This is a genomic window from Citrobacter sp. RHBSTW-00029, assembly GCF_014104295.1.
Classification (GTDB): Bacteria; Pseudomonadota; Gammaproteobacteria; order Enterobacterales; family Enterobacteriaceae; genus Citrobacter; species Citrobacter youngae.
The window spans coordinates 289,896-311,450 of the sequence record NZ_JABXRT010000001.1 but is presented as its reverse complement, the minus strand read 5'-3'; the positions used below and the strand labels follow the sequence as shown (position 1 = coordinate 311,450).

Sequence of the window (21,555 nt, the reverse complement as noted above, 5' to 3'; positions counted from 1 at the left end):
TTATCGGGCCTACGAAGCGCACGGTTTTGTAGGCCTGATAAGGCGAAGCCGCCATCCGGCAATAGGTAATATCCCAGGAGCAATTATGAAACAAGAGGTTATCCTGGTCCTTGACTGTGGCGCGACCAACGTGCGGGCTATCGCTGTTGACCGCCAGGGAAAGATTGTCGCTCGTGCGTCCACCCCAAACGCCAGTGACATCGCTGCAGAAAATAGCGCCTGGCATCAGTGGTCCCTCGACGCTATTGTGCAGCGCTTTGCCGATTGCTGCCAGCGGCTCTCCGCGCAACTGGCCGCCTGCCAGGTCCGTGGGATCGCCGTCACCACCTTTGGCGTAGACGGCGCATTGGTTGATCAGAACGGCAAGCAACTGTATCCGGTAATCAGCTGGAAATGCCCACGCACCACGGCAGTAATGGAGAATATCCACCGCTACATGCCGCCGCAGCAGTTGCAGGAAATTTCCGGCGTCGGCGCGTTCAGCTTCAACACGCTGTACAAGCTGGTATGGCTTAAAGAGAATCACCCACAATTGCTGGAACAGGCGCACGCCTGGCTGTTTATCTCATCGCTTATCAACCACCGTTTAACAGGTGAGTTCACCACAGATATCACCATGGCCGGTACCAGTCAGATGCTGGATATTCATCAGCGAGATTTCAGTGTTGATATTTTGCAGGCAACCGGGATACCACGCCGACTGTTTCCACGTTTAGTTGAAGCGGGAGAGCAGATCGGAACGTTGAAAAATGACGCGGCAAAGCAACTTGGGCTCACAGCGGGCATTCCGGTTATCTCTGCCGGCCACGACACGCAGTTTGCGCTCTTTGGCGCAGGCGCGCAGCCAGATGAACCCGTGCTCTCTTCCGGTACATGGGAAATACTGATGGTACGCAGCGCACAGGTGAATACTGCCTTACTCAGCGACTATGTGGGTTCTACCTGTGAACTGGACAGCCGGCCGGGACTCTATAACCCCGGTATGCAGTGGCTGGCATCCGGCGTGCTTGAGTGGGTACGCAAGTTGCTGTGGACACCCGACACCCCCTGGCAAACGCTCATTGATGAAGCACAAGCCATCCCGGCGGGCGCTGAAGGGATAATCATGCACTGCGATCTGCTCGCCAGCCCACGTGCCGGCTGGCAGGGTGTCACACTCAACAGTACCCGCGGACACTTCTACCGCGCGGCGCTGGAAGGATTGACGGCCCAGTTGCAGCACAATCTACACACACTAGAAACCATCGGTCATTTCAACGCAACAGAGCTACTTCTGGTTGGTGGAGGAAGTCGTAATGCACTATGGAATCAGATAAAAGCGAACATTCTGGGTATTCCCATCAAAGTGCTGGATGATGCCGAAACGACGGTTGCCGGTGCAGCGATGTTTGCCTGGTCCGGTATCGGCGAATTTGCCTCTCCGGAACTGGCTCGCGCGCAGGTGGACTATCAGTATCGTTACTTCTATCCACAAACAGAACCCGTATTCACAGGAGTCGAGTGACATGCTCAAAACGATTTCCCCCTTAATTTCCCCGGATCTGTTAAAGGTGCTGGCTGAAATGGGTCACGGTGATGAGATTATTTTTTCCGACGCCCACTTTCCGGCCCACAGTATGGGCCCGCAGGTTATCCGGGCCGATGGTCTGCAGGTCAGCGACCTGTTGCGGGCGATTATTCCGCTGTTTGAACTGGACAGTTACGCCCCACCACTCGTGATGATGGCCGCCGTCGAAGGAGACTCGCTCGACCTCGACGTAGAAGCGCGATATCGGCAGGCACTGTCATTACAAACACCTTGCCCGGACATCACTCGCATTGACCGTTATGCATTTTATGAACGCGCACAAAAAGTATTCGCAATCGTTATTACAGGGGAGCGGGCAAAGTACGGAAATATCCTGTTAAAAAAAGGGGTAACGCCATAATCTCTTACCTGAATGCCCGACAGGTACGGGCATTCATCGCATGATGGGGTGAGAAAACATGAAAGCAGCGCGCCTGCAAGCAATCCTGGATCTGTTGAGCAACCATAAAAGTCTGACGACTGAAACCTTATCCTCACAGCTCAATGTCAGTAAAGAAACTATCCGTCGCGATCTTACGCAACTGCAGGCGCAGGGTAAGGTACTGCGTAATCACGGGCGCGCCAAAGTGATACATCGGGTAAACCAGGACTGCGGCGAGCCGTTTCATATCAGACTGAAAAGCCATTATTCCCACAAAGCAGATATCGCCAGAGACGCGTTAACGTGGATAGAGGAAGGTATGGTGATCGCGCTGGATGCCAGTTCTACTTGCTGGTACCTGGCTCGCCTGTTGCCAGACATTAACATTCACGTATTTACGAATAGCCAACCGATTTGCCTCGAATTGGGTAAACGTGAAAATATTCAGTTGATCAGTTCCGGTGGTCGACTTGAGCGTAAATACGGTTGCTACGTTAATCCATCGCTCATCTCACAGCTAAAGTCACTTGATATCGACCTGTTCATCTTTTCCTGCGAGGGGATCGACCGTGGCGGTACACTCTGGGATTCAAATGCTACCAACGCCGATTTTAAATCCATCCTGCTTAAGCGTGCGGCGCAGTCATTATTATTGATTGATAAGAGTAAATTTAATCGCTCGGGTGAGACGCAGATTGGGCATCTGGAAAATGTGACGCATATTGTTTCAGATACACAGCTGATTGAATCAATCCAAGCCGAACAGGGCGATTTCGCCGCCATCCGACCTGGATTGTAGCTTTATCGCTCGTCGCGACGACCGCCGACGGCAGCCCACAGACGACGCACGTGAACAGTTACTTCTTCACGGTCATGATACAGCTGACGCGCCTGAATCTGGGCATTTACGCCATGTTCATCAAGCTGGGCCTGAATGTAAGCCAGGTTCTGTGATACCTCTTCGTAGCGTTTTTTCATCGGCAGCTTGAGGTTGAAAATCGTCTCACGACACCAGCCGTTGACCAGCCATTGTGCCATCAGCGCGGCAACCTTCGCTGGCTTCTCCACCATGTCGCACACCATCCATGAGATGTTGTTGCGATTCGGGCGATACTTAAATCCATCCTCCCGCAGCCAGGTGACCTGCCCGGTATCCATCAGGCTTTGCGCCATCGGACCATTATCCACCGAGTACACCCACATATTGCGTTTAACCAGTTGGTAGGTCCATCCGCCCGGGCAGGCTCCTAAATCAACGGCATACATTCCATTGGCCAGACGCTCATCCCACTCATCGGCAGGGATAAACACGTGCAGCGCCTCTTCCAGCTTCAACGTTGAACGGCTCGGCGCATCCGCCGGGAACTTCAGACGCGGAATCCCCATGTAGAACGGGGAGTTATTGTCAGGCCAGGAATAGCCGGTATAGCAACAGCCTGGCGCAATAAAGAAGACGTGCACTACCGGACGTTTTGGCGTTTCATGTTTTGCCAGCACGCCCGCTTCACGCAGCGCGGCGCGCAGCGGTACGGTAAATTTGCGACAAAACTTAACCAGCTCTTTGCTTTCATTCGTGTCGGCAACTTCGACACGCAAATCGCCGCCTTTCTCCACCACGCCCTGCAGCATACCGACGATCGGTGTGATGCGGTCTTCCGGCGGTAAATATTGCAGTAGCTCGCCGACAACAAACATTTGGCGAGCAAAAATCAGCGAGCTAAACGGCAACTCTTTAACCAGCTTTTCCGCATCTTCCTGCTGATAGCATTCAAAGATGACATAACCCGCATTTTCTTTGACGCGGGCGAAACCAAAGATTTCGCGACGCCCTGCTTTATCCGTAATTTCTGCGGCGCACTCTTTTTCAAAACCCGGGCGACACAACAATACAACCTTATTCATGGCTTACGCCCTTACGTTTCAATCGAATAGCGCCCACTAACATCAGTGCCCAGCCTACAAGGAAGCTAAAACCACCGACAGGGGTAACAAACGCCCACAGGCGTAAATGAGAAAGCGCGAGGCAATACAGACTGCCGCTAAACAGCACAGTCCCTAACGCCAGGAACACGCTACTCCAGTAAAACCAAATGCTGATGCGTCGCTGCATGGCGACGGCCAGACCAAAAATAGCCAGCGTATGAAATGCCTGATACTCAAGGCCAGTCTGGATCCACCCCATTTCAACAACGCCGAGGGTTTTACTCAGAACATGTGCCCCAAAGGCTCCCAGAGCTACAAAGATAAAGCCACTGATGGCGGCAAAAATCAGCATAAAACGGCTGGTCATGTTAATACCCTACGTAAATTATTGTTCATAACGAAAGCGGAATTTTTCTTGTTCCGTGGCCGCTTTCGCCAGTATCCACTGACGGAAGGCGGCTATTTTACCCAGTTCTGCCTGACTGTCATGACAAACCAGATAAAATGCGTTTTTGCTGACCAGAACATCATTAAATGGGCAAACCAGACGTCCGGCTTCAATTTCGGACTGCGCCATAACGTTATTGGCCAACGCAACGCCCTGTCCATGGATAGCAGCCTGTAGCACCATGGCGCTATGGCTGAAGATAGGTCCCTGCTGTACGTTAATATGATTCAGCCCGAGCTGGCGTGTATAAGCTTGCCAGTCACGCCGTGACGCATCGTGCAATAACGTATGTTTTGCCAGATCCTCAGGCGTCTTCAGCGGTTTATCGCCGGTAAGTAATAGCGGCGAGCAAACCGGCAATAAATATTCTGCGTACAATTTTTCAACGCGCAGACCCGGCCAGTTGCCGCGCCCGTAGAAAATCGCCACATCAACATCATCAGCCAGTTTGTCTTCCTGACGGTCAACCGCCTGGATCCTGACATCGATTCCCGGATAAGCTGAGTTAAAGCTAGAGAGTCTGGGCACCAGCCATTGAATCGCAAAACTGGGCAATAAACTGACGGTAAGCGCGCCTTTTGCACTGCGTGCCTGAAGTTTACGCGTCGCATCGGTTAATTGCGAAAAAATCTCTTTGATGTCGAGGAAATAGCTTTGACCTTCTTCCGTCAACAACAGCGATCGATTGCGCCGACGAAACAGCTTCAGCCCCAAAAAATCCTCAAGTGACTTGATTTGGTGACTTACTGCGGCCTGCGTCACAAAAAGTTCTTCTGCTGCGCGCGTAAAGCTTAAATGGCGCGCGGCAGCATCAAAAACACGTAACGCATTTAAGGGTGGTAATCGTTTTGACATGACTTTTAGGCTTTGATGTTAAATGAATTTAACAATTACCTAACAGGCTGTAACCTATTAGTTTTTTTAATCTGAGCCATTATAAATTGTCCGTTGAGGTTCTACCAGCAAATACCTATAGTGGCGGCACTTCCTGAAGCCGGAACGAAAAGTTTTATCGGAATGCGTGTTCTGGTGGGCTTTTGGCTTACGGTTGTGATGTTGTGTTGTTGTGTTTGCAATTGGTCTGCGATTCAGACCATGGTAGCAAAGCTACCCTTTTTCACTTCCTGTACATTTACCCTGTCTGTCCATAGTGATTAATGTAGCACCGCCAAATTGCGGTGCTTTTTTTTGTCCGAGTGTCAGCCAATGACGATCGGCTATTTCTCCAGTTCTACCATCTCTTTCACATCGGTACGGTTAATCTGCTGTTTGTTGCCGTTAGCGTCTTTATACGAAATCATCCCCGTATCATCATCGGTCTTTGGCTTACCGTCAGACACGATTGTCCTACCATCGTTGGTGTGCATCACGTAATTCGGACCGGAACAGGCGCTCAGGGCAAAAGTCAGCATACAGGCAGAGATTATGGCGGTAGTCTTTTTCATCTTCTTCTCCTCACAGCAATTTATGCCAGATAAAACGAATTCCATAACAGGCAAAATTATTCGCCTAACACTATTTAGCATAAGACACTGCACAGACTTCGCCGGGATATCCAGAGGATTCCGATGGTTAGCACAACCCTTGTGTCTGCGCCCTTTTTGCGCCACGATCCGTTTACTGAACTGAGGAATACCATGAACGCTTTTAACCCCACGCAGTTTCGCGCACAATTTCCCGCACTCAACGATGCAGGTGTCTATCTCGACAGCGCCGCGACGGCATTGAAGCCGCAGGCGGTGATTGAGGCGACCCATCAGTTTTATAGTCTGAGCGCCGGGAACGTCCATCGCAGCCAGTTTGCTGAAGCCCAGCGTCTGACCGCGCGCTATGAAGCCGCGCGGGAAAAAGTCGCACGGCTGATTAACGCGCCGGATGACAAAACAATCGTCTGGACCCGTGGCACGACGGAAGCTATCAATATGGTTGCCCAAAGTTATGCGCGTCCTCGCTTACAACCGGGCGACGAGATTATCGTCAGCGTAGCGGAACATCACGCCAACCTGGTTCCCTGGCTGATGGTGGCGGAGCAAACGGGGGCCAACGTCATCAAGCTTCCGCTCAATGCCCATTTGCTGCCTGACACTGAGCGTCTGGCGGACCTCATCACCCCACGCAGTCGCATTCTGGCTCTCGGTCAGATGTCGAACGTCACCGGCGGCTGCCCTGACTTAGCCCGCGCGATTACGCTTGCTCATGCGGCAGGCATGGTGGTGATGGTGGATGGCGCTCAGGGAATTGTACATTTCCCCGCTGACGTTCAGCAGTTAGATATTGATTTCTATGCCTTTTCCGGACACAAATTATATGGTCCGACGGGCATTGGCGTATTGTATGGTAAACCAGAACTGTTGGAGGCCATGTCACCGTGGCTCGGCGGCGGTAAAATGATTAGCGAAGTCAGCTTTGATGGTTTCTCCACACAAGCGGCACCGTGGAAGCTTGAGGCAGGCACGCCGAACGTTGCGGGCGTCATTGGATTAAGTGCGGCGCTTGAATGGCTTGCGGATATTGATATCGTGCAAGCCGAAAACTGGAGCCGCAGTCTGGCGACGTTGGCAGAAGATATGCTGGCAAAGCGGCCAGGATTTCGTTCCTTCCGCTGCCAGGACTCCAGTCTGTTAGCCTTTGATTTCGCAGGCGTTCATCACAGCGACATGGTGACGCTACTGGCCGAATATGGCATTGCGCTGCGAGCGGGGCAGCACTGCGCACAACCGCTGCTGGCGGAGCTGGGCGTCTCCGGGACGCTGCGCGCCTCATTTGCACCTTATAATACGCAAAGCGATGTGGATGCGTTGGTCGCAGCCGTTGACCGCGCACTGGAAATATTGGTGGACTAATGACAAGCCCTCTGCTCGCCGGACACCCGTTTGGCACAATCGTAACGGAAGAGACGTTACGGAATACTTTTATCCCACTCACCCAGTGGGAAGATAAATATCGTCAACTTATTTTACTGGGCAAGCAACTTCCGGCCCTTTCAGATGATCTGAAAGCGCAGGCAAAAGAGATTGCCGGATGCGAAAACCGCGTTTGGCTGGGGTACAGTCTGCATGAGAATGGCACACTTCACTTCTTCGGTGATAGTGAAGGCCGAATTGTGCGCGGCCTGCTGGCGGTACTACTCACTGCTATCGAAGGTAAAACGGCCGCCGAGTTACTGGCGCATTCGCCAATGGAATTATTTGACGAGCTAGGTTTACGCACGCAGCTCAGCGCCTCGCGTAGCCAGGGGCTGCATGCTCTGAACGAGGCGATTCTTGAGGCTGCTCAGAAAGCCGGATGACGACGCTGATGCGTCTTATCCGGCCTACAACACCGCACAAACCGTAGGTCGGATAAGCATAGCGCCATCCGACACAATCAATGCTGGCGCGCCGCTTTGGCCATCATCTTCTTCAAAGCGTGTGAGACGGCAACAAAACCAAAGGTCGCCGTCACCATGGTGGCAGCGCCAAACCCGGATGCGCAATCCATACGCTTCGGCCCTTCCGCCGTCGCTTTCATCGCACATACCGAGCCATCTGCCTGCGGGTACACCAGCGCTTCGGTCGAAAACACGCAGTCCACGCCCAACTTGCCTTTGCTGTTTTTCACCACCCCAAAATCACTTTTCAGCCGCTCACGTAGCTTGGCCGCCAGCGGATCCTGGATGGTTTTTGCCAAATCAACGACCTGTATCTGCGTCGGGTCGATCTGCCCGCCCGCACCACCGGTGGTCACCAGCGGAATTTTGTTACGCCGACAGTAAGCGATCAGCGCCGCTTTTGGGCGCACGCTGTCAATCGCATCAATGACATACGCATAACCCACACTCATATACTCAGCAACGTTATCCGGCGTGACAAAATCATCGACCACGTTAACCCGGCACTCCGGGTTAATCTGACGGATACGTTCAGCCATCACTTCAGCTTTTGCCAGACCGACGTTATCGCGCAGAGCATGGATCTGGCGGTTAGTATTGGTGACGCACACATCATCCATATCGATGAGCGTGATGGCACCAATGCCAGTGCGCGCCAGTGCTTCCGCCGCCCACGATCCCACGCCGCCAATCCCGACCACGCAAACGTGCGATTGGGCAAACAGTTGCAGCGCATTTTCACCATACAGACGCGCCGTACCGCCAAAACGCTGACGCCATGCATCGCTAATAACCACAGACATAACACCTCAAATTCATTAATACTGAGCAGTATGGCTGCCGGATGGCGCTTCGCTTATCCGGCCTACATTATGGACCAGGCCTAATAAGGCGCAGCCGCCATCCGAAAATTAACCGCTGAACACGTTACCCGCACCCGGCGCGGTTTTCAGTACCCACACGCGGCCGTAGTGATTATACCACCCCGCACGGTGTCCAGCGTCGGCTCCAATGCCCTGGTAGATATCGAAGTGCTGTCCTTTTATCGCCCCGCCGACATCCAACGCCACCATCAGACGTAATTCATACTGACCGGTGAATTTCCCGTTATTGTCCAGCAGCGGAACTTCCGCCAGTAACGTTGTGCCCGCAGGAATGATGCTGCGATCAGAAGCCACGGATGCGCGACCAATCAGCGGTACCGCGCTGGCCCCTTTCACCGGCGCAAAAGATTGCGGTTTAAAGAAGACAAACGATGGGTTCTGCTCCAGCAGCTCACGCACTTCGGCTTCGCTGTGCGTTTCACCCCAATGACGAATAGCCTGCATCGACATATCTTCTTTTTTCACTTCGCCACGGTCGATAAGCACTTTACCGATACTGCGATAGGCGTGACCGTTTTTCCCGGAATAGCTAAAGAAGTTCAGCGGGCTGCCATCGCCGAAATCGATGTAACCACTGCCCTGAACATCCATAATGAAGTTATCCATTAGGGAGTTGCTGTACGCCAGAATATAATTGTCGCTCAGGGCGCCCGCATAAATCTCGGCACGGCTTGGTAAGCGCCCACGTTTTGGCGGCATGCGGTAGATAGGGTACTGAAATTCGCCCTGACGCGTATGGCGCGCCTGGATAACCGGCGTGTAGTAGCCCGTAAACTGGACGTTACCGTAGTTGTCCGCCCCTTCCATTTGCCAGGCATCAATACCAAACTGGCGCATACTGCGCGTATCGCCACCCGCTCGTAACCACTGCTGGATAGCGTTGTAAACGTTGCTCTGGTTACCGTACAAACGTGGCGATGCGCTGCGAATTTGATTAACCTGCTCGGCGAAATCACCGGCATTGATTGGTGCGCCAACCGCATCAGGCTGGTTCACCAGTGAGAAAGGCTGGGTAAATTTCCCGTCTTTATACTGCTGCCCACGATCGGTGGGTTTTGAGGAACACGCGGCGAGCATCGCGACGACTGCTCCTGCCAGAAGATATTTTGCCCAACGTCCTTTCATTGTTCTCGTCTTATGTTGCCTGAATGCGAGACGAAGATAACAAACCCCCGAACCTAATGAAATGCGTATACCTACCCGAACGCAAATTTTGCGCAAAAAACAATCCAGAGTGCGTTGTTTTTGTTCATTTTCACCCTAAAAACGTGATCAAGGTGAAAAAAGGGTTGCATGAAAATGCGAGCAGAGTATAGTGCGCATCCACGGACGCGGGGTGGAGCAGCCTGGTAGCTCGTCGGGCTCATAACCCGAAGGTCGTCAGTTCAAATCTGGCCCCCGCAACCAATTAAAATCAGAAGCAGTAACGTTACTCGATGGAAGAGTAATGACGGACGCGGGGTGGAGCAGCCTGGTAGCTCGTCGGGCTCATAACCCGAAGGTCGTCGGTTCAAATCCGGCCCCCGCAACCAATTAAAATCTGATGTAATATTTTTGCAAAGTGTTTGAAATACGAAGCAAAAAGACGGACGCGGGGTGGAGCAGCCTGGTAGCTCGTCGGGCTCATAACCCGAAGGTCGTCGGTTCAAATCCGGCCCCCGCAACCAACACATTAAACACCTTAACGGGTGTTTTTTTGTATCTGCGATCCGTAAAAAAAGCGCTTTTCAGCGCTTTTTTGTTATCCCCTTCTCGCCAGCGTCGCCCCATCGGCAAAGTAGGCTTTAATCCCCGCCAGAATCGACTCTGCAACTTCCTGCTGGAAGGTCGCCGTTTTGAGTTTGCGCTCTTCCTCAACGTTACTGATAAACGCTGTTTCTACCAGAATGGACGGAATATCCGGCGCTTTTAGCACCGCAAACCCGGCTTGTTCAACCTGATTCTTATGCAGATTGTTGATTTTACCAAGCTTATTCAATACCGCTTTACCAAACTTCAGGCTGTCGGCGATGGTCAGCGACTGCACCATATCGAACATGGTATGGTCGACGTAGCGGTCGCCACTCTTGCTGACGCCACCGATGAGATCCGAGGCGTTCTGGGTCTGCGCCAGATATTTCGCTGCGGTACTGGTCGCGCCTTTGGTCGAGAGCGCAAACACCGACGAACCGCTGGGCTGTCGACTGGTAAAGGCATCGGCGTGAATCGAGACAAACAGGTCTGCGCGCTGCTTCTGCGCTTTTGCCACACGGACTTTAAGCGGAATGAAAATATCTTCATTTCGCGTCATAAAGACCTTCATGTTGCCCTCTTTCTCTATGAGGGCTCGCAGACGGCGGGCAATCTGCAGTACCACATCTTTTTCACGCGTCTTGTATTTCCCCACCGCGCCGGAATCTTCCCCACCGTGGCCCGGGTCCAGCATAATGACAATGGGGCGATCGCGTCCCGCTTTGCCCGGCTGTGGGCCACTCTGCGCAGGTGGAACCTGTTTATCCAGATCGCCCTTGTTGTAATCTTCCAGCAACGCCAGCAGAGGATCCTGAACATCCTGGGCATTCGCGGGATAGAGATCCATCACCAGACGTTCTTTAAAGCCCGCCACCGGCGCCAGAGCAAAAAGTTGCGGCTTCACATTCTGTTTCAGCTCGAACACCATCCGCACGGTTTGTGGATCAAACTGGCCAACGCGCGCCGATTTAATATACGGGTCGTCAGGACGAATCTGCGCTCCCATGCCCTTGAGCACCGAGTTCAGATTAACGTCTTCAATATCCACAACCACACGCTCAGGATTACTCAGGGCAAACTGTTTGTATTTCAGCAGACGGTTAGATTCTACCGTGACGCGGGTATAGCTGGACGCAGGCCAGATACGTACGGCAACGACCTGACTCGTGGCTGCCAGACCAACCTGGCTGACGCTTAAAAGCCACATAGCACCCGCACCTTTCAGTAAACGGCGGCGACTGATTGCTGAGTTGGATCCCGACATGCTTCTCCCGAGCAAAAGAAATCTGTATTGAGGTAATACGTAAAACGTCCGAATTGACCGGAAACTTTAGCGAATGACGCATAATCTGTCATCTATAAAAGGGTAAACATTCTTTTTATATTCACGGTATTACTGATAAAAATCTTCGGTATGGGTAAAAATTACGCTTGCGTACAGCGCAAAAACAGAATAAAAATACACAAATTACGAATAATCATGCAATGAGGGTGTGCCGTGGTGAAGGAGCGTAGAACCGAACTGGTACAGGGATTCCGCCATTCTGTTCCCTATATCAATACCCATCGGGGAAAAACGTTTGTCATTATGCTGGGCGGCGAAGCCATAGAGCATGAAAACTTTTCCAGTATCGTCAATGACATTGGTCTTCTTCATAGCCTCGGCATCCGCCTGGTCGTGGTCTATGGCGCACGACCGCAGATTGATGCCAATCTTGCGGCGCATCATCATGAGCCGGTGTACCACAAAAACACGCGCGTCACCGATGCGAAAACGCTGGAGCTGGTCAAACAGGCTGCGGGGCTACTTCAGCTTGATATTACCGCCCGCCTGTCGATGAGCCTGAATAATACGCCATTGCAGGGTGCACACATCAATGTGGTCAGCGGTAATTTTATTATCTCCCAGCCGCTGGGCGTTGATGACGGCGTAGATTACTGCCACAGCGGGCGTATTCGTCGTATCGATGAAGATGCCATTCACCGCCAGTTAGATAGCGGCGCGATTGTGCTGATGGGCCCGGTCGCCGTTTCCGTCACTGGTGAGAGCTTTAATCTGACGTCAGAAGAGGTCGCCACGCAGTTGGCTATCAAACTGAAGGCAGAGAAAATGATCGGTTTTTGCTCGTCTCAGGGTGTCACCAACGATGATGGCGATATTATTTCCGAGTTGTTTCCTAACGAAGCTCAGGCTCGCGTTGAGTTGCAGGAAGAGAAAGGCGACTACAGCTCCGGTACGGTGCGCTTCCTGCGCGGAGCAGTGAAAGCCTGTCGCAGTGGCGTACGCCGTTGCCACCTGATTAGCTATCAGGAAGATGGTGCATTGCTGCAAGAACTGTTCTCCCGCGACGGCATCGGGACGCAGATTGTAATGGAAAGCGCCGAGCAGATCCGTCGCGCTACCATTAACGATATCGGCGGGATTCTGGAGCTTATCCGCCCGCTGGAACAGCAAGGTATTCTGGTCCGCCGCTCGCGCGAGCAGTTGGAAATGGAGATCGACAAATTCACCATAATTCAGCGCGATAATCTGACCATTGCCTGCGCCGCCCTGTACCCTTTTCCGGAGGAGAAGATTGGCGAAATGGCGTGCGTGGCAGTGCATCCGGACTACCGTAGCTCATCACGCGGCGAAGTTTTGCTGGAGCGGATTGCTGTGCAGGCCAGACAAATGGGGCTGAGTAAGCTGTTCGTGCTGACGACGCGCAGCATTCACTGGTTCCAGGAGCGCGGCTTTACGCCGGTCGATATCGATCTGCTGCCGGAAAGCAAAAAAGAGATGTACAACTATCAGCGGCGGTCAAAAGTGCTGATGGCGGATTTGGGATAGTGATCGTTGCCGGATGCGGCCTACAGTTCACTGGCACATCTTTGGTATGCAGATCGTAGGCCTGATCAGACGCGATAGCGTAGCCATCAGGCACACAGCCGGATGGCGCTGACGCTTATCCGGCCTACATGATGCCATCACTAAACAACGCCGACAGTCCGCTGCGGCGTTCGGTTCGGGTGGCAATGGCGCTACTCAATATCCGTTCATCGGCATACAGTGACAAACGACGGCGTGCGCGGGTGACGGCGGTATAGACCAGCTCACGGGTCACCACGGGTGAGTGCTGGTTGGGTAAAATTAACGCCGCGTGGTCAAACTCAGATCCCTGCGATTTATGGACGGTCATTGCCCAGGTCGTTTCATGTTCAGGCAAGCGACTGGGCTGGACCGATTTGATAGAACCGTCCGGCAGCGCAAACCACACTCTCAGGCCCTGCCCACGATCGAGGGCAATGCCAATATCACCGTTAAATAATCCCAACGAACTGTCATTGCGCGCGATCATTACCGGCCTTCCCTCATACCAGCGGCTATGCGTCGAACGGTGAATTTTGCGCTTTTGCGCCATCACCTGCTCAATGCGTTCATTCAAGCCACCCACGCCAAACGGGCCTTCCCGCAGGGCGCACAATAGCTGATACTCATTGAAGGCCTGAATGACAGCATCCGGCTCGGCACGATCGCGCAGTAAATCGAGATAGTTCCCATAACCCGCCAGCGCTTCTTCCAGCATCGCGGCGTAATCCTCGCTGCTGTGCAGAGCGCGTTTTTCGATGTCGCTAAATCCCTGCTGGAAGACCGTTTTTATCGCGATTTTATCACCACGATTAATCGCCGCAGCCAACTGGCCGATTCCGGAATCGCTACCGAAACGGTAGCTCTTTTGCAGCAGGCACAAACTGTCGCGCAGAGCAGCCGCCTGAGTTCCCGAACCTGCCGGAATAGCGCTTTCGGTCAGGCGACTAAGCTGGCGGGCACGCTCCGGGGTAAAGCCATAACCGACGAAAGCACAGATATCCCCCAGCACCGCCCCCGCTTCAACGGAAGCGAGCTGGTCGCGATCGCCAAGAAAAATCACCCGCCCATGTGGCGGTAGCGCATCGATAAGGCGCGACATCATTGGCAAATCGATCATCGAGGCTTCATCCACCACCAGCACGTCCAGATGCAGTGGGTTTCCTGCATGATGCCGCAGGCGTTGGCTTCCAGGCTGAGCGCCCAATAATCGGTGCAATGTACTGGCATCATCGGGAATGCGCTTCTTTTGCTCATCGGTCAGCGGCAGTTCTCGCAGCGCCGCGCCCAGCGAGGCGGTCAGACGGGCTGCCGCTTTTCCCGTTGGCGCCGCCAGACGAATACGACAGCGTTCACCGTCCGCCATCTGAATCAACGCCGCCAGAAGCCTCGCCACCGTTGTCGTTTTTCCGGTCCCCGGCCCGCCGGAGATCACCGATATACGGCGGGTCAACGCCACAGCAGCCGCCACTTTTTGCCAGTTAACGCCTTCAACGGGTGGAAACAGCGCCGCCAGCGTGTGGGTCAGCCGTTGTTCATCCACCTCAATGGCGTGGTTAACTTCACCGAAAAAACGCGCCACCGCGCGTTCGTTATGCCACATGCGGTTCAGATACAAGCGATCGCCGTACAGCACCAGCGGCGTGGGCTGCTCGCCACGGCTTACCGCAGCGGAGGCCAGCAGGCATTCCGACCAATCTTCCGGTTCACCGGCCTCGCACAGCCAGGCGCTCAACAGCGGATGGGCATCTTCGCGTAAAGACAACCGGGAAAGCGGTAAGCAAACGTGCCCCTCGCCCGCCTCACGGCTAAGCAGAGCCGCCGCCAGCGTAACGGCAGGGTTGTCGTTTCCGGCAACCGCCAGCGCAAACTGAGCATCCAGAGGACGGAGCTGTTTTTGCTCTACGGCCTCCAGCAATCGTTTCTGGATTGTCATTGCATCTCCTCCAGAGCCGCACCGGCAAACAACTCGTCCATCAACGCGATCAATTCCCCATCGGGTCGGGTAGCGTAAATTCCCTGCTGCGGATTTTCACGGTCAACGCCACGCAGGAAGAGATAAATAACGCCGCCAAAATGGCGTTCATAATCGTAATCAGCAATGCGATGGCGCAGATAACGGTGCAGCGCCAGGGTATACAACTGATACTGCAGATCGTAACGGTGCGCCTGCATGGCTGAGGCCATTGCCTGCTGGGTATACGCAGAACTGTCTTCGCCCAGCCAGTTTGACTTGTAGTCGAGCAGGTAATAACGCCCCTGGTGGCGGAACACCAGGTCAATAAACCCTTTCAGCATGCCGCGTACCTGCATAAAGTCCAGCGGCGGGCAGCCAGCCGAAAGCGGATCGTATTGGCGGATCAACGCATCAAGTTGGCTGGCCATCAGCGGCTGCGAAATCGGCAGATAAAACTCCATCTCCACCTGTTTTTCACGCGCGGAAAGCTGACTCAAACTCACGCCGGTCTCGTTGAGAGGCGCCTGCAAAATGGCGTCCAACCATGCGGTCAAAACCGGCGTCCAGTGTGCATCATAACCGCCCAACGCCAGTTTTTCTTCGACCCAATGCGGCTCTACCGGTTGGGTGAAGTCGAGATCTTCAAACAGGCTATGCAAAAATGTACCCGGCGAAGCGCCGCGCGGAAACTGATGCGGCGTGAGTCCTGACTCTTCAATAACCTCACCGACGCCTGCGGCATCGATATCCAGTCGCGGGATCAGATCCTGCGCAATACCATGCCCACGCTGTTGCAGACCGGAATAGCTGGTCACGCGCCAGCCGTCACCAGGCGTACGCTGCAGTATTTTTGCATTCAACGTAGAACTGGCGGGCTGTGCAACCTGCCAGCGCTCACCGTCCGGTTTATTCGGCGTCAGGCAGGCGATATCCTCACCGCACAGCGCCTCAATAGCGCCACGCAGACCCGCGGCATCCATCGGCTCGCCTTTTTGCAGCAGGCGGCCAAGGGCACTCTGATGCACATCGGTATCCCCTTTCTTATCGCCCCGACGGCGTACCAACGGCGCCACGCCAAGGCTGCAGTGCCATACCGAACGGGTGAGCGCAACATAGAGCAAGCGCAAGTCTTCTGCCAGACGTTCCGCTTCGGCCAGCTCAACGCTCTCCGCGGCATCGCTGAGATCCAGCACCGCTTCAAAGGAGCTGCGATCGTGGTAGAAAGCCTGATCCTGGACGCGGAAATTAGTGATAAACGGCAACCAGACCAGCGGATATTCCAGCCCTTTCGATTTATGGATGGTGACGATTTTAACCAAATGCTTGTCGCTTTCGAGCCTGAGCTGCTGACTGGACGCATTGCTGTCGGGTTCAAGAATATGCTGAGATAGCCAGCGCACCAGCGCATGCTCGCTTTCCAGTTGCGATCCGGCTTCCTGGAGCAGTTCGCTGATATGTAAAATATCGGTCAGGCGGCGTTCGCCCCCCGCCGTCGCCAGCAGGTTTTCCGCAATATGGCGAGCGGACATCAGCGCGCGCAGCATGGGCATCACGCCGCGTTTATGCCAGATCTGACGATAGCCATCGAACTCCTCGACTACCGCATCCCAGGCATTTTCGTCGTTATTTAACGCTTCGAGATCCTGCGCATTCAGCCCCATCATTGAGGTTGCCAGCGCGCTACGCAGCGTGTTCTCACGCTCCGGCGTCATCACCGCTTGCAGCACCCACAGCAGTTCCTGCGCTTCCAGCGTTTCAAACACGCTGTCACGGTTGGAGAGATAAACAGAGGGAATGGCCAGTTGCGTCAGCGCATCGCGGACCAGCGCCGCCTCCTGGCGGCTACGAACCAGTATGCTGATGTCCGAGGCGCGTACCGGCCTGGACGTTTTACCGCTGACCAGTTGCGCAGCGCCAGAATACCCGGCCTTAAGCCAGTCGCGAATTTGCGTGGCGCACACCTGCGCCATGTAGTTCTGATAGTCGCCTACGCCACAGCTTTCCCCTTCCATCAGCCACATACTCATGGCTGGCTGCGTTTCACCGTGTAAAACAAACTGAAGCGACTGGTTTTTCTCTGCGGATTTTACCGGGCTGAAGGGGATGTCGCGGAACATAAAGGCGTCGTTCATCTGGCTGAAAATCGTATTCACACTATTGACCATGCCAGGAGCCGAACGCCAGTTAGTATCGAGTGTATAGTGCGCGCTGACTTCACTACGCGCCTTCATGTAGGTAAAGATATCCGCGCCGCGAAAGGCGTAAATTGCCTGTTTCGGATCGCCAATCAGCAGCAGCGCGGTGTCCGGTTGATGCTGCCAGATACGGCGGAAAATACGGTATTGCTGCGGGTCGGTATCCTGGAACTCATCAATCATCGCGACCGGAAAACGGGTACGAATAGCCGTCGCCAGCGCATCGCCGCTTTCACTGCGCAACGCCGCATCCAGACGGCTGAGCATATCGTCAAAACCCAGCTCGCCGCGGCGGCGTTTCTCCTCGGCAACCGCCGCGCGGATCTCCGCCAGCGCCCGGGTGATCACCAGATCGCGCAGGGTTAACGGTTCGCTAAGCAGTTCATCAATAGCGACGAAAAGCGGGTGCTGAGGCGTTATCCCGCCCGCTTTGGTTCGCTCTTCCAAAAAGCGCTGGGAGAATTTCTCCAGTGCATCAGGCAGCTGATAGCTTTGGGTTTCTTCCTGCGCCCATGCGCTGATCTTTTCGATCCACTTACCCTGGTTAGCGCGATTAAATTTACGCCGGTCGATCCCGGATGCTTCCAGCAGGCCATCCAGCTCATCAACAGAATCACGCCATTGCTGCTTGATCTGGTTAATGCGTGCGAGAATTTGTTCATGCCGGGAGGCCAGCGTTTCGTCATCAGACGGTGGGGCCTTGATAACCGGCGCTTCCCCCTGTAGATAGCGATCGATATCTCTCAGCAGCGCCTGCGGTCCTTTCCACGTTTCAAAAACCACCTGCGCAATGTCGCGGGGCAGCGGATAGCAGTGTCGACGCCAGAAGTCCGCACAGGCCTGATAGCGCAGCAGCGATTCATCTTCGATCAGTTGTTGCTCAAACAGCATGCCTGACTCAAAAGCGTTAAGGCTGAGCATACGCTGGCAAAAGCCGTGAATGGTAAACACCGCCGCTTCATCCATCTGTCTTTCTGCCAATAGCAGCCACTGGGCGGCCTGTTTTTTATCGGCGATTTCATCTAACAGACGGGCGTATAGCGGGTTATCGGTGGTTTCACGCAGGCAGGCAATACGCAGTTCATGGATGTTGCTACGAATTCGACCGCGCAGCTCTTCAGTAGCCGCCTCGGTGAAGGTGACCACTAACAGTTCTTCGACGGTCAGCGGACGGGGAAAGGCGGCAGAGCCGCCCAGTCCAAGCAGTAAACGTAAATACAGGGCGGCGATGGTAAAGGTTTTACCGGTGCCCGCAGAGGCTTCAATCAGGCGCTCGCCCGTCAGGGGCAAGCGGAGTGGATCAAGGGACTCAGCGGCATCATTCATTCTTATCACTCATCAGGGGTAAGGTTTGCTGCAACGCGCTGACGGTCTGCCACACTTTCCAGCCTTCCGGGTGCACATATTCTGCTTTCCCGTTCTGACTGCCGGAAACCTGTGACAGTATCGCCATGCCTTGCGGCTCAACCACCGCCTGATGGAAGAAGTCGGCAAGCTTTTGCGGCGTCAGCAGTTTAATCTGAGCCACGATTTTATCACGTGAATCGAAGCGCATATTGCCGCGATCAAAATCTTTGCTTAACTGCGAGGCTTCTGCCCCCAGCGTTTGCGGGGCCTGGAGCATTTGCGCAATAATCGCCTGCTGAATTTGTGCGAACTCATCAGCTTTCATCGCCCGCAGCTTCGCTTCCGCCGTGGGGAAAAATGCCTTATAGCGTTCCCAGAGATAGGACGGTTGCTTGTCGCTGCTTTGCAACAGGAAGCCCATTCCCCACTGGCGGCCAACGCTCATTGGGAAAGCAAAGACGGCGTAGCCTAATTGCTCTTCAGTACGCAGTTGATTGTAGAACCACGGTTGAACAATCTGCCCTAACATGGCGCTATAGGCTGAACTGGTGTACTCATCGTATCCAGTTGGCACAAATACCGCCGCCAGCGCGGAATCCGTACTACTTCCCGCTTTTTCAAAGATGACAGACTGCTTCTTGTCTACCACAACATCTTTGTTTCGGCACCACTGTGAGCCGCTCGCACCAAGCTGCTTCTGGATATCCCGCGCCATGGTTTTCGCCTGAGCTTCGCTCATATTACCGACCACCAGGAATTCGGGACGCGCCCCGGTTTTCAAGGCGTCGCGATAGGCCATTACCTCTTTCAGGGTGATGGAAGTCAGTAACTTACGGCGCTCATCGCGTGAGAAGTACGGTACCTGAGACAGCATCTGAACCGGCATGATCGCCTGATCGTAGGCTTTGCCTTTCTCCGCCGAGTCCATCATCTGGGCGTACCAGGATTTCGCCTGTTCCAGCTGTTCATCTGTTGAGGTGTAACTGAAATAACCGCTCAGCAGCGCCTGGAAAAGCTGCGGCAAACGCTGAGTATAGCCGTTGGCGTTAAGCATCAGGCCGTTATTCGCGTTAGTAGAAAAACCAATACCTCCCACTGCGGCCTGGTTACTTAACTGGTCGAGTGCAATACCCGCCAGATAATCGTTCAGGGCGAATAAGACCTGATTGCGGGCGCTGTCCATCGCTTTCGGGTTACGCAGTATCACGCTGACATCAACCTTTGGCTCGCTGGCAAAATACTGGCTCGGCGCATACACCACGCGTAAATCCGGCTCATCAACGATCAGTTCCGGGTGAGCGTATTTTTTATCCGCCTTAATCAGCGTGAAATCATCAGGAATATAGGGGTTCAACTCCGGTAATGACAACGCAATGCCCTGCGCTTTTTGCTGCCAGTCGGCAAAGGTTTTGTCGCTGATTTTATCTACCTGATAAGGCGCATCGACAAAGTAAGCAGTTTTATTATGCGGCTCTTTCGCGCTGATATACCAGATACGCGCATTCTGCGGCGTCATCATTGCCAGACGTTGCTCAACGGCTTTGGCATCGTACTGGTCGGCAATATTCACCGCATCCAGAGTATGCTCGACGGGAACGCGGATCATGGTATCCGCCAGCCATTCAACGTAGTCCATATCACGGGTGATAGAGGGATAACGAAAATCGAGATCCAGCACGTGCGCCAGTTCGTCAAAATAGCGTTTATCGATACCTTTTTCACGTAACAGGTTGAGATAGCTAAAGATTGCAGCAACAACTTCATCGCGATTCGCCAGCCCTTTGTCGGTTAACGTCGCGGAAATGGCTAACACGCCGCTATTCCCATTGACCACCGGATCGGAGTCCGCACGAATACCTTCAACCAGCCCCTGCTTTTGCAACCAGTCAGACAATGTGCCCGGACTACGATTGCCAATCAGGTAGGTCACCAGCTCATCGGTTTTACTGCGGAACTGCGCGCTATTGTTATCAATACGAAACTCAACGCGCAGCACTTTACGCGGCATTGCCGGAACATAGTGGATGATGACGCCCTTTTGCGCGTCGGTGACAACCGGGACGGTTATTTCCGGTTTTTCGATATTTCTGTTTGGCACGCGACCAAAGGTGTCAGCCGCTATCCGCGCCAGCTCTGGCAATGGTTTATTGCTATAAATCACCGCCTTCATCAGGTTCGCGGAGTAGTACTTTTCATGAAATTTGTGTAACGCCTGTACCACCGGATTACCCGGTTTATCGCTTAATGTTTCCAGATTTCCACCGGAGAAGCGCGAACCAGGGTGCCCCGGGTTAATAGTCTCCGCACTCACCTGCGCCATACGCATCCCGTCTCGGGTACGCGCCAGCGTCAGCTCGGAGTTAACCGCGTTACGCTCGCGATCGGCATATTTTTTATCCAGTAACGGATCGGCAATAGCGTCTGCCAGGCGATCTACCGCCCCCACCAGCGCGTCGTTTTCAACCTCAAGATAGAAAGCCGTACGATAAGGCGCGGTGCTGGCATTATGGCTGCCGCCGTGCATTTTCAGGAATTCAGACAGGCTGTCCGGCTGCGGGTATTTTTTCGACCCCATCAGACACATGTGTTCGAGATAATGCGCCAGCCCCTGATGATCGTCCGGATCTTCCAGCGAACCCACGGGGACCACCAGTGCAGAAAGGGATTTCACGGCCTGCGGATCGGATACCAGCAATACGACCATACCGTTATCAAGGCGCACGGCCTGATACTGACGGGTGTCTTTATCGCTTTTACGGATGGTTTCAGCTAAAGGCTGCCAACCGGTATCAGCCTGACTTACGGGAACCCAAAGGGCGACGAACAACAGTAATGCGCTAAACCAGGTGCTGCGGGGCATTCACAAACCTCATCATTAACGTATTCACCTGTTCACTGCAAAC

Annotated in this window: 16 protein-coding genes and 3 tRNA genes; 9 read left to right on the top strand and 10 right to left on the bottom strand. The window is 53.8% G+C overall.

Features of this window, described 5'->3' with window-relative positions; genetic code table 11:
• Window positions 1–85: 85 nt before the first annotated feature.
• From fucK to fucR, 3 genes are read left to right on the top strand one after another with little or no spacing between them, the layout of a single operon-like run.
• Entirely contained in the window at window positions 86–1,504 is a 1,419-nt protein-coding gene (fucK, locus tag HV041_RS01560) for an L-fuculokinase (protein WP_121584999.1), read from the top strand.
• A gap of 1 nt (window position 1,505) precedes the next feature.
• Entirely contained in the window at window positions 1,506–1,928 is a 423-nt protein-coding gene (fucU, locus tag HV041_RS01555) for an L-fucose mutarotase (RefSeq protein WP_005130966.1), read from the top strand.
• A gap of 58 nt (window positions 1,929–1,986) precedes the next feature.
• On the top strand, window positions 1,987–2,748 hold the full coding sequence (gene fucR, locus HV041_RS01550) for an L-fucose operon activator (protein ID WP_115601546.1): 762 nt from the start codon (window positions 1,987–1,989) through the stop codon (window positions 2,746–2,748).
• 2 nt (window positions 2,749–2,750) lie between these two features.
• On the opposite strand, the gene rlmM is transcribed toward fucR, so the two are convergent.
• The 4 genes from rlmM to HV041_RS01530 form a co-directional block, all read right to left on the bottom strand.
• Window positions 2,751–3,851, bottom strand: a complete 1,101-nt coding sequence (rlmM, locus tag HV041_RS01545; protein WP_048213093.1) for a 23S rRNA (cytidine(2498)-2'-O)-methyltransferase RlmM — start codon at window positions 3,849–3,851, stop codon at window positions 2,751–2,753.
• Entirely contained in the window at window positions 3,844–4,239 is a 396-nt protein-coding gene (locus HV041_RS01540; protein WP_005130969.1) for a DUF423 domain-containing protein, read from the bottom strand. Before HV041_RS01540 ends, rlmM begins: the two co-directional genes overlap by 8 nt.
• Window positions 4,240–4,257: 18 nt before the next feature.
• A complete protein-coding gene (gene gcvA, locus HV041_RS01535; RefSeq protein WP_005130970.1) occupies window positions 4,258–5,175 on the bottom strand; it encodes a glycine cleavage system transcriptional regulator GcvA in 918 nt (305 codons plus the stop codon).
• 362 nt (window positions 5,176–5,537) lie between these two features.
• Window positions 5,538–5,765, bottom strand: coding sequence for a YgdI/YgdR family lipoprotein (locus HV041_RS01530; protein WP_005130971.1), 228 nt, complete (start codon window positions 5,763–5,765; stop codon window positions 5,538–5,540).
• Window positions 5,766–5,957: 192 nt separating this feature from the next.
• Between HV041_RS01530 and csdA the strand changes: the two genes are divergently transcribed.
• Window positions 5,958–7,163: a cysteine desulfurase CsdA gene (csdA, locus tag HV041_RS01525; protein ID WP_048213095.1), complete on the top strand. Its 1,206-nt coding sequence runs from the start codon at window positions 5,958–5,960 to the stop codon at window positions 7,161–7,163.
• Complete coding sequence (gene csdE / locus HV041_RS01520; RefSeq protein ID WP_121585000.1) at window positions 7,163–7,609, top strand: cysteine desulfurase sulfur acceptor subunit CsdE; 447 nt, start codon at window positions 7,163–7,165, stop codon at window positions 7,607–7,609. The genes csdA and csdE overlap by 1 nt, the downstream gene beginning before the upstream one ends.
• A 77-nt stretch (window positions 7,610–7,686) precedes the next feature.
• On the opposite strand, the gene tcdA is transcribed toward csdE, so the two are convergent.
• Together tcdA and mltA are read right to left on the bottom strand one after the other, a co-directional pair.
• Window positions 7,687–8,493 (bottom strand): tRNA cyclic N6-threonylcarbamoyladenosine(37) synthase TcdA, encoded by an 807-nt coding sequence (gene tcdA, locus HV041_RS01515; RefSeq protein ID WP_005121979.1) that lies wholly within the window; start codon window positions 8,491–8,493, stop codon window positions 7,687–7,689.
• A 108-nt stretch (window positions 8,494–8,601) separates the two neighbouring features.
• Entirely contained in the window at window positions 8,602–9,699 is a 1,098-nt protein-coding gene (gene mltA, locus HV041_RS01510) for a murein transglycosylase A (protein WP_003034021.1), read from the bottom strand.
• A gap of 205 nt (window positions 9,700–9,904) precedes the next feature.
• On the opposite strand from mltA, the gene HV041_RS01505 reads away from it, so the two are divergent.
• The 3 genes from HV041_RS01505 to HV041_RS01495 all read left to right on the top strand — a co-directional run bounded on the left by HV041_RS01505 (window position 9,905) and on the right by HV041_RS01495 (window position 10,241).
• Window positions 9,905–9,981: transfer RNA gene (locus HV041_RS01505), tRNA-Met, on the top strand.
• 48 nt (window positions 9,982–10,029) lie between these two features.
• Window positions 10,030–10,106, top strand: a tRNA-Met gene (locus HV041_RS01500).
• Window positions 10,107–10,164: 58 nt separating this feature from the next.
• Window positions 10,165–10,241: transfer RNA gene (locus HV041_RS01495), tRNA-Met, on the top strand.
• A gap of 74 nt (window positions 10,242–10,315) precedes the next feature.
• Here the strand turns inward: HV041_RS01495 and amiC are convergent.
• Window positions 10,316–11,569, bottom strand: coding sequence for an N-acetylmuramoyl-L-alanine amidase AmiC (gene amiC, locus HV041_RS01490; protein ID WP_048213099.1), 1,254 nt, complete (start codon window positions 11,567–11,569; stop codon window positions 10,316–10,318).
• 234 nt (window positions 11,570–11,803) lie between these two features.
• On the opposite strand from amiC, the gene argA reads away from it, so the two are divergent.
• A complete protein-coding gene (argA, locus tag HV041_RS01485) occupies window positions 11,804–13,135 on the top strand; it encodes an amino-acid N-acetyltransferase (protein WP_115601536.1) in 1,332 nt (443 codons plus the stop codon).
• A gap of 124 nt (window positions 13,136–13,259) precedes the next feature.
• On the opposite strand, the gene recD is transcribed toward argA, so the two are convergent.
• Genes recD through ptrA form a run of 3 tightly spaced genes read right to left on the bottom strand, consistent with a single transcriptional unit; the run spans window position 13,260 to window position 21,512 of the window.
• A complete protein-coding gene (gene recD, locus HV041_RS01480) occupies window positions 13,260–15,089 on the bottom strand; it encodes an exodeoxyribonuclease V subunit alpha (RefSeq protein WP_121585001.1) in 1,830 nt (609 codons plus the stop codon).
• A complete protein-coding gene (gene recB, locus HV041_RS01475) occupies window positions 15,086–18,631 on the bottom strand; it encodes an exodeoxyribonuclease V subunit beta (protein WP_121585002.1) in 3,546 nt (1,181 codons plus the stop codon). The genes recD and recB overlap by 4 nt, the downstream gene beginning before the upstream one ends.
• Complete coding sequence (gene ptrA, locus HV041_RS01470) at window positions 18,624–21,512, bottom strand: pitrilysin (protein WP_121585003.1); 2,889 nt, start codon at window positions 21,510–21,512, stop codon at window positions 18,624–18,626. The genes recB and ptrA overlap by 8 nt, the downstream gene beginning before the upstream one ends.
• Window positions 21,513–21,555 lie beyond the last annotated feature (43 nt).

What these genes read in the sequence shown, in the direction of transcription:
- csdA (WP_048213095.1), top strand. Translation starts at nt 5,958, where the DNA reads ATGAACGCTTTTAACCCCACGCAGTTTCGCGCACAATTTCCCGCACTC.
- mltA (WP_003034021.1), bottom strand. Translation starts at nt 9,699, where the DNA reads ATGAAAGGACGTTGGGCAAAATATCTTCTGGCAGGAGCAGTCGTCGCG.
- HV041_RS01530 (WP_005130971.1), bottom strand. Translation starts at nt 5,765, where the DNA reads ATGAAAAAGACTACCGCCATAATCTCTGCCTGTATGCTGACTTTTGCC.
- recB (WP_121585002.1), bottom strand. Translation starts at nt 18,631, where the DNA reads ATGAATGATGCCGCTGAGTCCCTTGATCCACTCCGCTTGCCCCTGACG.
- gcvA (WP_005130970.1), bottom strand. Translation starts at nt 5,175, where the DNA reads ATGTCAAAACGATTACCACCCTTAAATGCGTTACGTGTTTTTGATGCT.
- tcdA (WP_005121979.1), bottom strand. Translation starts at nt 8,493, where the DNA reads ATGTCTGTGGTTATTAGCGATGCATGGCGTCAGCGTTTTGGCGGTACG.
- HV041_RS01540 (WP_005130969.1), bottom strand. Translation starts at nt 4,239, where the DNA reads ATGACCAGCCGTTTTATGCTGATTTTTGCCGCCATCAGTGGCTTTATC.
- rlmM (WP_048213093.1), bottom strand. Translation starts at nt 3,851, where the DNA reads ATGAATAAGGTTGTATTGTTGTGTCGCCCGGGTTTTGAAAAAGAGTGC.
- fucU (WP_005130966.1), top strand. Translation starts at nt 1,506, where the DNA reads ATGCTCAAAACGATTTCCCCCTTAATTTCCCCGGATCTGTTAAAGGTG.
- recD (WP_121585001.1), bottom strand. Translation starts at nt 15,089, where the DNA reads ATGACAATCCAGAAACGATTGCTGGAGGCCGTAGAGCAAAAACAGCTC.
- amiC (WP_048213099.1), bottom strand. Translation starts at nt 11,569, where the DNA reads ATGTCGGGATCCAACTCAGCAATCAGTCGCCGCCGTTTACTGAAAGGT.
- ptrA (WP_121585003.1), bottom strand. Translation starts at nt 21,512, where the DNA reads ATGCCCCGCAGCACCTGGTTTAGCGCATTACTGTTGTTCGTCGCCCTT.
- csdE (WP_121585000.1), top strand. Translation starts at nt 7,163, where the DNA reads ATGACAAGCCCTCTGCTCGCCGGACACCCGTTTGGCACAATCGTAACG.
- fucK (WP_121584999.1), top strand. Translation starts at nt 86, where the DNA reads ATGAAACAAGAGGTTATCCTGGTCCTTGACTGTGGCGCGACCAACGTG.
- fucR (WP_115601546.1), top strand. Translation starts at nt 1,987, where the DNA reads ATGAAAGCAGCGCGCCTGCAAGCAATCCTGGATCTGTTGAGCAACCAT.